The 13,400-nt window shown below is 69.4% G+C and carries 12 protein-coding genes; 8 read left to right on the top strand and 4 right to left on the bottom strand.

The genetic code is table 11. From position 1 onward, the window contains the following. Positions 1-104: 104 nt before the first annotated feature. Positions 105-581 (top strand): Dps family protein, encoded by a 477-nt coding sequence (locus NMN56_RS35700; RefSeq protein WP_274044213.1) that lies wholly within the window; start codon positions 105-107, stop codon positions 579-581. 84 nt (positions 582-665) lie between these two features. Here NMN56_RS35700 and NMN56_RS35695 read toward each other — a convergent pair whose 3' ends face one another. Further along, positions 666-1,142, bottom strand: a complete 477-nt coding sequence (locus tag NMN56_RS35695) for a DUF6233 domain-containing protein (protein ID WP_274044212.1) — start codon at positions 1,140-1,142, stop codon at positions 666-668. A 271-nt stretch (positions 1,143-1,413) separates the two neighbouring features. Between NMN56_RS35695 and NMN56_RS35690 the strand changes: the two genes are divergently transcribed. Continuing rightward, the gene (locus NMN56_RS35690) at positions 1,414-2,601 is read left to right on the top strand and encodes a cysteine desulfurase family protein (RefSeq protein ID WP_274044211.1); all 1,188 of its coding nucleotides are present in this window, start codon (positions 1,414-1,416) and stop codon (positions 2,599-2,601) included. Between the two features lie 218 nt (positions 2,602-2,819). Here the strand turns inward: NMN56_RS35690 and NMN56_RS35685 are convergent, their stop codons facing one another. Then, on the bottom strand, positions 2,820-3,614 hold the full coding sequence (locus NMN56_RS35685; RefSeq protein WP_274044210.1) for an N-acetylmuramoyl-L-alanine amidase: 795 nt from the start codon (positions 3,612-3,614) through the stop codon (positions 2,820-2,822). 54 nt (positions 3,615-3,668) lie between these two features. Between NMN56_RS35685 and mnmA the strand changes: the two genes are divergently transcribed. The 5 genes from mnmA to NMN56_RS35660 all read left to right on the top strand — a co-directional run bounded on the left by mnmA (position 3,669) and on the right by NMN56_RS35660 (position 8,807). Beyond that, entirely contained in the window at positions 3,669-4,811 is a 1,143-nt protein-coding gene (gene mnmA, locus NMN56_RS35680) for a tRNA 2-thiouridine(34) synthase MnmA (protein ID WP_274044209.1), read from the top strand. 120 nt (positions 4,812-4,931) lie between these two features. Then, the gene (locus tag NMN56_RS35675) at positions 4,932-6,236 is read left to right on the top strand and encodes an AAA family ATPase (RefSeq protein WP_274044208.1); all 1,305 of its coding nucleotides are present in this window, start codon (positions 4,932-4,934) and stop codon (positions 6,234-6,236) included. Continuing rightward, positions 6,233-7,003 carry an RloB family protein gene (locus NMN56_RS35670; protein ID WP_274044207.1) on the top strand — a complete coding sequence of 257 codons (771 nt, stop codon included), beginning with the start codon at positions 6,233-6,235 and terminating at the stop codon, positions 7,001-7,003. The genes NMN56_RS35675 and NMN56_RS35670 overlap by 4 nt, the downstream gene beginning before the upstream one ends. A 246-nt stretch (positions 7,004-7,249) precedes the next feature. Next, positions 7,250-7,999 carry a M48 family metallopeptidase gene (locus NMN56_RS35665; protein WP_274044205.1) on the top strand — a complete coding sequence of 250 codons (750 nt, stop codon included), beginning with the start codon at positions 7,250-7,252 and terminating at the stop codon, positions 7,997-7,999. 163 nt (positions 8,000-8,162) lie between these two features. Continuing rightward, entirely contained in the window at positions 8,163-8,807 is a 645-nt protein-coding gene (locus NMN56_RS35660) for a dihydrofolate reductase family protein (protein WP_274044204.1), read from the top strand. 125 nt (positions 8,808-8,932) lie between these two features. Here NMN56_RS35660 and NMN56_RS35655 read toward each other — a convergent pair whose 3' ends face one another. Further along, entirely contained in the window at positions 8,933-9,502 is a 570-nt protein-coding gene (locus NMN56_RS35655; RefSeq protein WP_274044203.1) for an LOG family protein, read from the bottom strand. Here NMN56_RS35655 and NMN56_RS35650 point away from each other — a divergent pair. Continuing rightward, positions 9,501-11,423 carry an NAD-binding protein gene (locus tag NMN56_RS35650; protein WP_274044202.1) on the top strand — a complete coding sequence of 641 codons (1,923 nt, stop codon included), beginning with the start codon at positions 9,501-9,503 and terminating at the stop codon, positions 11,421-11,423. The genes NMN56_RS35655 and NMN56_RS35650 overlap by 2 nt on opposite strands. A gap of 185 nt (positions 11,424-11,608) precedes the next feature. Here NMN56_RS35650 and NMN56_RS35645 read toward each other — a convergent pair whose 3' ends face one another. Further along, entirely contained in the window at positions 11,609-13,279 is a 1,671-nt protein-coding gene (locus tag NMN56_RS35645; protein ID WP_488199819.1) for a glycine/sarcosine N-methyltransferase, read from the bottom strand. Positions 13,280-13,400: the final 121 nt, after the last annotated feature.

Here is a 13,400-nt window from a genome sequence, read left to right as displayed (position 1 = left end):
GAAAGTCCTCACCTTTCCCCTCTTCTTCGCCACGAGTGTCCCTTTTCGCCGCGTGTGCTTACGTTGGAGGGGAGAAGGGGCAATTCGAGAGAAAGCGACCTCAAGTGACCTACGCAGTGAAGAGCACGCTTCCCGAGACAGACCTCAAGACCGTCGGTGAGGCGCTTCAGGGCACGCTGATGGATCTGATCGACCTCTCCCTCGTCGCCAAGCAGATCCACTGGAACGTGGTCGGCCCGCGCTTCCGGTCCATCCATCTCCAGCTCGACGAGGTCGTCGACACGGCACGGCAGTACTCCGACACCGTCGCCGAGCGTGCCTCGGCCGTCGGCGTCTCCCCTGACGGGCGCTCCGCGACCGTCTCGCGCGGCAGCGCCATCCCCGCGGCTTCCGAGGGCTGGCAGCCCGACACCGAGGCCGTACAGGCGATGGTCACCGCTCTCGCCGCCGTCATCGGCAAGGCCCGCGAGCGGATGAAGGCCGTGGGCCCGGTGGACCCGGTCACCGAGGACGTCTTCATCCAGCTCATCGGGGAGCTGGAGAAGGAGGCGTGGATGTTCCAGGCGGAGAACGGCCGCTGAGCCCTCTCGGCTCCGGCGCTGGAAGGCCCCCGACCGCACGCGGTCGGGGGCCTTGTGTGCGTGACGCCCGCGCGGCGGCTCTCGCTAGTGGGCGCGCAGGGCGCGGTCGGGGCGGCAGACGGTGCAGGCGTGTGCCTCTTCCGCCGTGGCGAGGAGGGTGGCCGCCTCCTGGGTCGTCAGGCGGCGGTGCTGGCGGTATTCGGTGGCCTGTCCGCAGTCCGGGCGGTGCAGGCACCACCACGGGTGCTCGTCACGCGGACCGTGTACGCGGACGGCGAGCCAGGGCCGCCCGGCCGTGATGCCGTCGGTGGGCACGGCGCTGTAGTCCTCGCCCGGGACCGGGGTGATGTGGTCGGCGGCCACACAGATCGGCGTCGGCGCTCCCTTGGCCTCGGTGCGCCCGTCGGCGTGCTCGGTCCTGCTCGGCAGGATCGCCTCGCAGTCGTACCACCAGCGGCCGTCGCGGGTGCGCGTGCGGCTGGTGACGATGACGTCCAGCTCCTGCCCGTCGGGCAGGGTGGCCCGCGCCCACGGACCCGCCAGTTCACGCCACCCATTCATGGTTCGTATATTAGTTCGAATCCACTGCGCCCGCCGCCGCCCCCTCTCCCCGCCGCCCTCTCTCCCGGACGGACTCTCTCCCAGCCGGCCGCTCGGCACCGGCAGCCGGGCGCCGTCCCCTGTGCGGCCCCGGGAAGCACACCACCGTGACCGGCGGATTCCTCAACCCACGCAATAAATAGCGGACTTGCGGCGATTCAGAGGGTGGCGAGCGCTCACGCCTCCACGCGCCCGTCATGCGCCCCGCGGAGGCCCGTAGAATCGGGGAACCATGGCTGACACCGCCCATTCCGTCTATCTCGACCACGCCGCAACCACGCCCATGTGGCCCGAAGCGGTGCGGACGATGACCGAGCAGCTCACGGTCGTCGGCAACGCCTCGTCCCTGCACGGAGCGGGACGCCGCGCGCGCCGCACGGTCGAGGAGTCCAGGGAATCGCTCGCCGCCTCGCTCGGCGCGCGGCCCAGCGAGGTGGTCTTCACCGGCGGCGGCACCGAGGCCGACAACCTCGCGGTCAAGGGGCTCTACTGGGCGCGCAGAGACGCCGACGAGGCCCGTACGCGCGTACTCGCCAGCCCCGTCGAGCACCACGCCGTCCTCGACGCCGTCGAGTGGCTGGCCGAGCACGAGGGCGCCCGCGTGGAATGGCTTCCGGTCGACGTGTACGGCCGCGTACGGCCCGACGCGTTTCGCGAGGCACTGGAACGCGACCCCGACGACGTGGCGCTCGCCACCGTGATGTGGGCCAACAACGAGATCGGCACCGTCACGGACGTACGGGAACTCGCTCAGATCGCCGCCGAGTTCGGCGTACCGCTGCACGCCGACGCGGTGCAGGCGTTCGGCCAGCTCGACATCGGGTTCGAGGACTCCGGCCTCGCGGCGCTGACCGTCACGGGCCACAAGATCGGCGGCCCCTACGGCATCGGCGCGCTCCTGCTGGGCCGCGAGTACACGCCCGTACCGCTGCTGCACGGCGGCGGCCAGGAGCGGCACGTACGCTCCGGCACCCTCGACACCCCGGCCGTCGCGGCCTTCGCCACCGCGGGCAGGCTCGCCGTCGAGCGGCGCGACGAATTCGTGCGGGAGGTCGGGCCCCTGCGGGACGCGCTCGTCGAAGCGGTGCTCGACGCCGTGCCCGACGCCGTACTCAACGGCGACCCCGACCCGGCAGGCCGCCTCCCCGCCAACGCGCACTTCTCCTTCCCCGGCTGCGAGGGCGACTCCCTGCTGCTGCTCCTGGACGCGCAGGGCATCGAGTGCTCGACCGGCTCGGCCTGTACGGCGGGCGTGGCCCAGCCCAGCCACGTCCTCCTCGCCACCGGCACCGACCCCGACCTGGCCCGCGGCACCCTCCGCTTCTCCCTCGGCCACACCTCCACCAAGGCCGACATAGAGGCCGTAGCCGAAACCATCGCCCCCGTAGTAACCCGAGCCCGCAACGCGGGCCTCACCTGACAGCGCCCCGAAGGGGCGCGGGGAACGGCGCGCTCAGCGACATCGGACGGAAGCCCGGCGCCCAACGGGACCTGGCACAAGGTGCCCCGAAGGGGCGCGGGGAACGGCGCGCTCAGCCACAACGCACGGGAGCCCGGCGTCCGACCGGACATGGCACAGGGCGCCCCGGAGGGGGCGCGGGGAACGGCGCGCTCAGCCACCAACCGACCCGAGCCGGGTCAACGACCGAAGAACCCGGCGACGCCCCGCGAGGATGGCGCATCGCTCACCTCGGTCAGCTCAGCCCGGATCATCCGCATGTACTTGTTCCAGTCCCAGTACCTGCCCGGATCCGTATGGTCCGCGCCGGGTACCTCGATGTGCCCGATGATGTGCTCCCGGTCGGCGGGAAACCCGTAACGGCGGCAGATGCCGGCGGTCAGCCTGGCCGAGGAGCGGTACATGGCGTCCGTGAAGTACGCCGGCTGGTCTATCCACCCCTCGTGCTCGATCCCGATGCTGCGCTCGTTGTACTCGCGGTTGCCCGCCTGGAACGCGACATCCAGCTCGCGCACCGTCTGCGCGAGATGCCCGTCCTTGCGTACGACGTAGTGGGCCGCCGAACCGTGTGCGGGGTCGCGGAAGACCTTGAGCGCGATGGGGTACGTGCCCTGCACCACGTGGATGACCACGCGGTCGATCCTGTAGTCGTCCGGACGGTTGGCGCGGCGCCAGTTCGCCTCCGAAGCGGCGACCCACTGGGCACGCGCGTCATCGACCACGCCTTGCTTACGGGGCTTCTCGTTGCCCGGGACGCGCCACCACCAGCGCGCGATGTCGTCGTGCGCCACGGCACCCGCCACGGCCAGCCCGACGGCGACGCCACCCCCGATGAGCAGGCGGCGTCTGCTCACACCGCCCCGCCCGTCCCCTCCAGCCCGCGGGCTCTCGCCCCCCTCGGCGCCCGGACTCCCCTCCGAACGCCCCTCCTGCTGCCCGCCGCTCTCCGGTCCTTGATCTGCCGCCTGTCCCATGCGCTCCCTAACGCGTTCGGGTCATCGGGAGGTTCCGTCTACCCTGGAGGAGCTATGACTACTGCATCCTCGCGGGGTACGACCTCCGCGCGCCCGCTGCGTGTGCTGGCCGCCATGTCGGGCGGCGTCGACTCCGCCGTCGCGGCGGCCCGCGCCGCCGAGTCCGGACACGAGGTCACGGGCGTGCACCTGGCCCTGTCCGCCAACCCTAAGTCGTTCCGTACCGGTGCGCGCGGCTGCTGCACCGTCGAGGACTCCAACGACGCGCGCCGCGCCGCCGATGTGATCGGCATCCCCTTCTACGTCTGGGACCTGGCAGAACGCTTCCGCGAAGACGTCGTGGAGGACTTCGTCGCCGAGTACGAGGCGGGCCGCACGCCGAACCCGTGCCTGCGCTGCAACGAGAAGATCAAGTTCGCGGCGCTGCTCGACAAGGCGCTCGCGCTCGGCTTCGACGCGGTCTGCACCGGCCACTACGCCACCGTCGTGACCCGCGAGGACGGTGCCCGCGAACTGCACCGCGCCAGTGACGCGGCCAAGGACCAGAGCTACGTACTCGGCGTGCTGGACGAGCGCCAGCTCGCCCACGCGATGTTCCCGCTCGGCGACACCCTCACCACCAAGGGCGAGATCCGCGACGAGGCCGAGCGCCGGGGCCTGTCGGTGGCCAAGAAGCCCGACAGCCACGACATCTGCTTCATCGCCGACGGCGACACCCAGGGCTTCCTCGCCAACCGCCTCGGCAAGGCCGAGGGCGACATCGTCGACGAGTCCGGCACCCACCTGGGCACGCACGAGGGCGCGTACGGCTTCACCATCGGCCAGCGCAAGGGCCTGCGCCTCGGCCACCCGGCCCCCGACGGCAAGCCGCGCTACGTCCTCGACATCTCCCCGGTCGACAACACCGTCACGGTCGGCCCCGCCGCCTCCCTCGACGTCTGGTCCCTCACAGCCCTCAACCCCCGCTGGTGCGGCGAACCCCCGGCGGCAGGACCCCGTACGTACACCGCCCAGCTCCGCGCCCACGGCGCCGAGACGGAGGTGGAGGCCGAGCTGAAGGACGGCACCCTCCACGTCCACTTCTCCCACCCCGAACGCGGCGTGGCCCCCGGCCAGGCCCTCGTCCTCTACGACGGCACGCGGGTGGTCGGCTCCGCGACGATCGCCTCTACGGAGCGGGTGGCGGCGGGGGTCTGACCTGTACGGGCTGGTCCGCACTGGTCGCGCTCTGTGCGTGCGCATAAGCTGCCCCTGCGGAACGTCCGCACTGAGGCTTGAACGAGCGGGGCCAGTGCCCGCTCACCCTGGAGGTTGACGGTGCTCCTGCGCTTCCGGGTGGCGAACCATCGATCCATCCGTGACGAGTGCACGCTGTCGTTGATCAGCGACGCGGACGAAGCCGACGACAGCCGTACCCCACGGCAGGCGAAGCTGCGCCGTACGTGGCCGAACATCCAGGTCCTGCCCGTGCTCGGGGTGTTCGGCGCGAATGCCTCTGGAAAGTCCAACCTGCTCAGCGCGTTGTACGAGATGCGCGAGGCCGTCCGTGTCTCCTTCTCCGAGTGGAACACTCGTCCTGGGATTCCCCGTCAGCCGTTCAAACTGGATCCCGCGTGCGCGGAGGAGACCACCCTCTTCGAGGTCGACCTGGTGCTCGGCACCAACCCCGTCCGCTACACCTACGGGTTCGAGCTGTCGGACGAGCGGGTGGAGGCGGAATGGCTCCATGCCTATCCCGACGGCGTGCAAGTCGTCTGGTTCGACCGCGAGGCGGACAGGCCCGAGGACGAAGGCGGCGAGTTCCTCTTCCCCGGTGAGGGATTCCAGGGAAAGCGCGACGTGCTCGTGGACGTCACCCGTCCTGACTCCCTCTTCCTCTCGACCGGCGCCGCGCTCAATGACCCGCAACTCTCGGCGATTCACCGGTGGTTCCTCAACAACCTGTGGCTGGTCACACCGGGAGCGGATGTCGCGGCGCGGACGACGTGGACGCAGCGCCTGCTCAGCGGGCCACAACGGAACGAAGCCCAACACGCCTGGCTGACCGAACTGTTGGGCATCGCCGATCTGGGCCTCACCGGCGTGGACGTGGACGAGGAGACCGGCGAACTCACCCTCCGCCACCGCACACCCGACGGGGGAGAGGCCCCGCTGGAGTTCCTCGGGGAGGAATCGCTCGGCACGCACGCCTGGTTCGCGTTCATCGGCCCCATGCTGCAAGTGCTGGACGCCGGGACCACGTTGATGGTCGATGAGCTGGACTCCAGCCTCCACCCCACCCTCGCGGCCGAGGTTGTCCGCCTCTTCCAGGACCCCAAATCGAACCCCCGCGACGCCCAGTTGCTCTTCACCACCCACGACGCGACCCTGCTCGGCAAGGCGGTGCTGGGGCGTCCACTCGAACGGGAGCAGGTCTGGATCGCCGCGAAGCGGTCGACGGGTGAGTCGGAGTTCTATCCGCTGGAGGCCGCGCACCCCCGCCAGGACGAGGACCTGGAGCAGGAGTACCTACGGGGGCGGTACGGCGGAGCCCCCCGGGTCAGCGCCGGAGAGATCGCCCGAGCACTGGCCTGGCGGGAGAAGGAGCGGGAACATGAGCGGGAGGCGAAGGCGTCAGCGTGAGCGAAAAGCGACGTAGCAAGGCGCAGGAGGCGCCTCCGCTCAGCCCGTTCGTGCCGGAGCAGAACAAGCGGGAGAACATCCTGTACGTCGGCTGCGAGGGCGAGTCCACCGAGCCGGATTACCTGGACCACCTCAACGAGGCTTACGGCGAAGCCCAGTCGTTCCGCATCCACCCGGTCTCGGTCAAGAACGGACTGCTGCCCGAGCAGACCGTCGCGGCCGTGCGGGAGCACGCGGAGAACGCCGAGACTTGGGTCCTCTTCGACCGCGACCGGCACGTGGACATCCCGCAGGCCGTCGAGGAAGCCGCGGAGGACAGCACTGAGATCTGCTTCTCCCATCCGTCCTTCGACCTGTGGCTGCTGCTGCACTTCCAGGCGTTCGGAGGGAAGCAGAGCGGAAGCAGCAAGCTCGTGAAGGACAAGCTCCGTGACGCCCACCCGGCGTTCAAGCGGTTCGATCAGCGCAACGACAAAAGTGTCCAGGGCCCGAGAAGGGCGGCCCTCAAGGGCAAGGAACAGGACGCCGTCGCCCACGCCAAGGCTCTGGTGTCACAGTGCGAGCACGGTGCGTGCAAGGCCAGCCAGCGGAAAGTGGAGCCGGTCGATCGCACAAGCCCGGAGAACCCGGACCACCTGCCCCAGTCGTGGCGCAAGTGGTCGGCCAGGTCCGGCCACGCTCTCGACTGCCCGATCCTGGATCGCGATCCGTCGACCGACGTATGGCGGCTGCTGCTCCGGCTGGGCATCGTCAAGGACAAATCCTGAGGCGAGGCTGCCCGCCCGGCCGATTACGTCCGGCCTCCCCACTTCGTCACCCAACGCGGTGCGCAGGACGAGGTGCGCATGGAGCTGCGGTTTCGCTTGGAGCGCCGTCTCGGCATGGACTGGGACGACACGGGGGACCTGGCAGCGGACCTGCTTGAGCTCGCCAAGGCGAGACGTGACGATTTCCTCGATTACCGGGACCGACCGTGACACGTGGCTGTCGGTGCCAGGTGGTACGAAGGAACGGTGAGTAACTCCGTCACGTCCGCCATCGCGTCGCTGCCCCTGCCCGGGGAGTGGTCGTGGGAGGTCGTCATACGGCCGCGACGGAAGACTCTCGGCATCGAGATCCGCGAGGAGGGCGACGTGCTCTTCGCGGTGCCGCCTGACGCCGACCCGGTCGCGGTGGCGGACGCGGTGCGCTCCAAGCTTCCTCGGCTGGCGGCGGAGGTCACCAAGCGCAGGCGGGGCGGCGGGCAGCCTGTGAAGGAGCTGGTGGGCGGGGAGAGCTTCGCCTATCTCGGCCGCCGGCACCGCCTCAAGCTGGTTCCGGGGGACATTTCGGGTGACAGGGGTGCGAAGGTGCGGCTCCGGCATGGCTGGCTGGAGCTGCCCCGGCCCGCCACGCAGCGTGAGGGGGCGCAACGTATCGGCGAGTGGTACGCCCGACGGGGCGAGGAATGGGCCTCCCCCCGTATGGGGCCGCTGGCCGCACGCGCCGGTGTTGAGGCTTCAGGGGTCTCCGTTCGCGATCTCGGAGGACGGTGGGGAGCCTGCGAACCGGACGGCCGGATCGTCCTGCACTGGGCGGTGATGCAGCTCCACCCGACTCTGCTGGACCTCGTCCTGGTTCATGAGCTGGCCCATCTGCGGATCGCGACGCACGGCCCCGCTTTCCGGCGCAGGATGCGGCTCGTGCTGGCGGACCTGGACGACTTGGAGCGCCGCTTCGCGCAGGCGGAGCCGAAGATGTGGCGCGGGGCGGTCAAGGGCTGAGTCGGAGGGAACGGCTCAGGCGCTCAGTAGTTTCAGGGCCTCCACGAGGGCCGGCCCAGAAGATGATCCGGAGCCTGATCGCCGCGGTCGCCGAACCGATGATTATTCGGGGCGGTGGTGGTCTCCTTCTCGTCTGCAACGTAGAACCGTAGGAGAACAGCGCATGTCTCAGCTTGTGAGGGTCCAGAACTTCTGTGTCTCGGCCGACGGGTTCGGCGCGGGGGAGGGGCAGAGTCTGGAGAGACCGTTCGGGCACGCCGATCCGGGGGAGTTGGTCAGTTGGGCCGGTGCCACGGCGAGCTGGCCCAACCGGACCGAGCCGGGCGGGAGCCGAGGGCTCGAGGACTACTTCACTCGGGACTTCACCCGTAACATCGGCGCCGAGATCATGGGCCGCAACAAGTTCAGCCCCCACCGCGGCCCCTGGGCCGACCACGAGTGGCAGGGCTGGTGGGGCGACGAACCCCCGTTCCACACCCCGGTGTTCGTGATGACCCACCACACGCGGCCGTCGTTCACGCTCTCCGGCACCACGTTCCACTTCGTGGACGCCGCCCCCGCCACGGTCCTCGCGCAGGCACGCGATGCCGCCGACGGCAAGGACGTGCGGCTCGGCGGTGGGGCGCACACCATCCGGGAGTTCCTCGATGCCGACCTCGTCGACACCCTCCACGTGGCCGTCGCGCCCGTACGACTCGGCGCAGGCTCACGCTTCTGGGAGTCCCCTGACGAGTTGCGTGACCGCTTCCACCTGGAGATCGTCCCCAGCGCCAGTGGCGTGACCCACCATCTCTTCTGGCGCAAGTAGCCCTTCCCTCGCGGCGCCCTCCGCCTCCGCCTTCGCAAGCCGGAGGCGGTGGGGCAGGGCGGCGGCCCGCCACTCAAGAACGCCCTCGCCGCCTGAACGGGCAAACCGCACAGCGCGGCAAAGGCTCAGGCGCCCAGCAGCTCCAGCACCTGCAACCCGTCATCGGCGAAGGTCACCAACTCGTCGAGGGCGAGCGGCAGAAAGCCTTCGGCTTCCATGCGGCGCATCTGTTGCTGGAGGCCGTCGTAGAAGCCCGCGGTGTTGAGTATGACGATGGGCTTGGTGTGCATGCCGTGTTTGCGGAGTTCGAGGATCTCGGTGGCCTCGTCCAGCGTGCCGGTGCCGCCGACCATGACGACGATCGCGTCGGCACGCGCCAGCATGACGGCCTTGCGTTCGGCCAGATCCGCGGTGACGATCATCTCGTCGGCGTTCGGGCGCGCGACGTTGCGGAGGAACTCGACCGAGATTCCGACGAGACGGCCGCCCGCCTCCTGTACGCCGTCCGCGACCACCTTCATCAGCCCGGAGTCCGAGCCTCCCCACACGAGACTGTGGCCCCGTTTGCCGATGAGGCCGGCGAACTCGCGGGCGGCGTCGGTGTAGACGCCGTCGAGGTCTGCGGCCGAGCAGAAGACGCAGATGTTGAGCGGGGTACGGGCAGCAGCGGTAGCGGGGGAGATGTCGGAGGCCATGGCTTACAGCCTAAGCGGGAACGCGCGCCGTGGACACATGGTCGTATGCGGGGACAACTCGCTCGCGCAGCGGCTCGTCAAGGAGCTGGCCAGCGTCTACGGGCAGCGTGTGACCGTCGTACTGCCGTCACTGCGTGGCGGGGATCACGGTCCGCAGATCGCGGGACTGGTCGGGAACAGACGGCTGCGGGTGAACGCGGTCGAGGCGCAGGTGCCGGACGACGAGGCGCTGCGGCGAGCCGGTATCGAGGGGGCCAGTGCGCTGGCCCTCACCTCGGGCGACGACCAGCTCAACATCCACATCGCGCTGCGCGCCCGCCGTATCAACCCGGAACTGCGGCTGGTGATCCGGATGTTCAACCGTACGCTCGGCGGCTATCTGGAGAGCCTGCTCGACCGCGCGGCGCGGGTGCGTACGCCGCATCTGGACCAGTCCGCCATAGACGCCTCCACGACGGTGCTCTCGGACTCCGACACGGCGGCGCCCTCGCTGGTGGCGGCGGCCGTCGTCGGCAGCGACAAGATCGTGTACGCGGACGGGCTGATGCTGCGCGCCAAGGAGCGCACCCTCGCCACGGCAGCGCGCCGCAACCCGCTGTGCACGCTCGCGCTCCTGCCCGGCTCCGACGACGCCGACGAGGGCGACACGGAGGAGGAGGCCGACACGCAGCAGCGGCGGCGCGAGGGGGGCCGGGAAGGGCCCGTTCTGCTGCCGGACGACGCCTCGCTGGAAGGGTTGCCTGCGCAGCGCGGTGCCATCGTGCTGGAGGCGATCACCCGTACTCCCGGCGCTCCCGCGCCGCCGCGCGCGCCCCGGCTGCCCCGCCTGTTCGCGTTCAAGGAGCTGTTCTCGCGGCGGCTGCGCTACTCCCTGCTGGCCCTGACCGGTGTCGTCATCGGGCTGGCCGCGTTCAACTGGATCATGAGCGGCGACTCTCCGGCGCATGCCGGGTATGTCACGCTTCTGGATGTTTTCGGGATCAATGATCCCAAGACGGACGAGCCCGCCGACGAACAGCTGCTCCAACTCCTCGCCGGATTCGCCGGAATGCTGCTGCTGCCCCTCTTCCTCGCGATCGTCCTGGAGAGCTACGGAGCCTTCCGCAAGGCCGCCGCGCTCCCCGACCCGCCGCGCGGGCTCTCCGGCCATGTGGTGCTGCTCGGGCTGGGCAAGGTGGGCGCGCGGGTGCTGGAGGAGCTGCTCGAACACGAGATTCCGGTCGTCTGCGTCGAACGGGACCCGGAGGCACGCGGCGTCGCGCTCGCCAGGAAGAAGCGGGTCCCGACGCTGATCGCCGATGTCACCGAGAGCGGTGTCCTGCAGGACGCGAGGCTGCGCAGGGCCCGTGCGCTGCTCGCGCTGACCAGCAGCGACGGCACGAATCTGGAGGCGTCGCTCTACGCGCGCCAGCTCAAGCCGGAAGTGCGGGTCGTGATGCGGCTGTTCGACGACGAGTTCGCCACGACCGTCTACCGCACGCTGCGCGACACGTATCCAGCGGCGCAGACCCGCAGCCGTTCCGTCTCGGCGCTCGCCGCGCCCGCCTTCGCCGGGGCGATGATGGGGCGGCAGGTGCTCGGCGCGATCCCGGTCGGGCGGCGTGTTCTCGTGTTCGCCGCCGTGGATGTCGCGGGCAACCCGCTGCTGGAGGGGCGCACCGTCGCCGAGGCGTTCCGCGCGGGCGCGTGGCGGGTGCTCGCCCTCGATCTGGCACATCACACGGCCCGGCCGCCCGCCGAGCAGTCGCTCAGCTGGCAGCTCGACCCCGGCCACCCGCTGCGGGCCGGCGAACGCGTGGTGGTCGCCGCCACCCGCCGCGGCCTCGGACAACTCCTCGCGGAGTCACCGGAGGTGGGACCCCCGCCGATGCCGGGCACGGGCGAGCACGACGTCACCCGCGCGCTGCGCTGGAGGGAGTAGGGGATGCCGGAGGGAGCAGGGGACGAGGGGGGCCGCCGGGAGGCGGGGCAGCAGCGCCGGACCGGCTGGGAATTCAGCCGGTCCGGCGCTGAGGACGAGCGCGAGCGAGCCTGAACGGACAGCCCGAGCCCGTAGCTCAGGCGAGATGCACGGTACGGCCCGCGAGACACGGCACCGCGCAGCGGCTAGCGGCCCTCGTCCAGGGTGAAGTGGAAGATGCCCCACGTGAGCTGGCGCTTGGTGCCGCCCTCGACCCAGTGGGTCAGACCCTTCTTCATCTGGAGCAGGTAGTCCGAACTCACCTTGGAGGCGAGACCTTCGCCCTCCTGGCGCTCGGTCTCCTGCAGGACGCGCCCGTAGTGGGTGACGAGTTGTTCGCGGAGGTCCTCGAAGCCGTTCGTCGCTTCCTTCCGCTCGTGCGGAACGAAGCCCAGACGGGTGAGTTCACGGGTGTAGAAGCCCGGGGACCCCATGTCGTCGAGGTGGATGCGGTCCAGGATGGGCTGGATCGCGCTGACGGAGGTGCCGTCGGCTGCCATGGGGTCCGTGAAGACGAGCTGACCGCCCGGCTTCAGGACGCGGCGTATCTCCTCCAGGACGCGGATACGGTCCCCGCTGTGCAGGAACGCGTCCTGGGACCAGACGACGTCGACGCTGGAGTCGGGGAACGGGATGCTCTCGAAGGAGCCGTCCACGACGTCGATACGGTCGGTGAGCTTCCGCTCCGAGTTCAGCTCCCTGTGGCGCTCGTTCTCCACCTCGCTGAGGTTGAGTGCCTGGACACGGCACCCGAACGTGTCGGCGAGGTAGCGGGCCGAGCCGCCGAAGCCGGAGCCGAGGTCGAGGACCAGGGAGTCCTTCGTCAGACCGAGACCGGCCGCCATGCGCTCGACGGTGCGGCGGCTCGCGTCCGCGATGGGCTCGTCGTCGCTCTTGTAGACGCCGACGTGAATATCCTCACCGCCCCAGACGGAGGCGTAAAAGGTGTCAGCGTCGGGGGAGTTGTAATAGGTACGCGCCGTGCTGACCGTCGCGCCATAAGCGCCCTCAGAATCCTCCATTCTGTATTCCTTCTCCGCAACATGCACGAAGAAGTCGGGCTGTTCGGCCCTGTACGTGTGCTGGAAGTCCCCGTATGTCTCGATGCGCTGGAAGCCGACATCGGTCATGAGCCGGCGCGTGTAGTCCTTGCGCAACGGGAACATATTGAGGTGGTAGGAGCTGTCGCGGAATGTGTACCGCATGCGACACAGGCCCTCGTCCACGTACTCGGGCTCCACCGCGACATCTTCGCCGCAGTAGTAGTACGTGTGCTTGCTGGAATAGCCCTCGTCCAGGATCGCGTCGTAGTTCCGCTGGTCCAGAATGAGGATTCCGTCGTGCTTCAGCATGGCGTAGAACTCGGCCAGTGCCTTGCGCCTGTCGCGCTCCGAGAAGAGATGCGTGAACGAGTTGCCGAGGCACACGATGGCGTCGTACTCACCGTGAACGTCTCGGTTGAGCCAGCGCCAGTCGGCCTGGACGACCCGCAGAATGTGGTCGCCGTTCTTCATTCCGTTCTCGAACGCCATCGCGAGCATGTCGGCGCTTCCGTCCGCGCTCACGGTTTCAAAGCCGGCGTCCAGAAGCCGCACCGAGTGGAACCCGGTCCCCGTCGCGACATCGAGAACGCTCTTGACTCCCCGCTTCCTCAGCAGGTCGATGAAGAAATTTCCCTCGCTCTCTGCTCGCTTTTCCCAGTCTATGAGGGCATCCCACTTTTCTACGAAACTTGGGACGTACTCCTCTGTGTAGTGTCCGGTTTCCCGGACATCGACGGGGTTGTCTCCGAATTCCTGAGCCGGTCGCGCGGAAATGACGAAACCTCCAGTAGAAGAGACGGTGGCCTACGGCGCGGTCCCGAGGACGCACCAGGCTTCGGGCAGGAACCGCGCATGGTCTCCGATGCATAGCTATCCAAGCCCGGCAGATCTATGC

This window comes from Streptomyces iconiensis (assembly GCF_028657195.3).
Taxonomy (GTDB): Bacteria; Actinomycetota; Actinomycetes; order Streptomycetales; family Streptomycetaceae; genus Streptomyces; species Streptomyces iconiensis.
This window is presented reverse-complemented; position numbering and strand designations above follow the sequence as displayed.

Excerpts from the sequence above, each read along its gene's own strand:
- NMN56_RS35695 (WP_274044212.1), bottom strand. The coding sequence starts at position 1,142 with ATGAATGGGTGGCGTGAACTGGCGGGTCCGTGGGCGCGGGCCACCCTG.
- NMN56_RS35690 (WP_274044211.1), top strand. The coding sequence starts at position 1,414 with ATGGCTGACACCGCCCATTCCGTCTATCTCGACCACGCCGCAACCACG.
- NMN56_RS35685 (WP_274044210.1), bottom strand. The coding sequence starts at position 3,614 with ATGGGACAGGCGGCAGATCAAGGACCGGAGAGCGGCGGGCAGCAGGAG.
- mnmA (WP_274044209.1), top strand. The coding sequence starts at position 3,669 with ATGACTACTGCATCCTCGCGGGGTACGACCTCCGCGCGCCCGCTGCGT.
- NMN56_RS35660 (WP_274044204.1), top strand. The coding sequence starts at position 8,163 with ATGTCTCAGCTTGTGAGGGTCCAGAACTTCTGTGTCTCGGCCGACGGG.
- NMN56_RS35650 (WP_274044202.1), top strand. The coding sequence starts at position 9,501 with ATGGCTTACAGCCTAAGCGGGAACGCGCGCCGTGGACACATGGTCGTA.
- NMN56_RS35655 (WP_274044203.1), bottom strand. The coding sequence starts at position 9,502 with ATGGCCTCCGACATCTCCCCCGCTACCGCTGCTGCCCGTACCCCGCTC.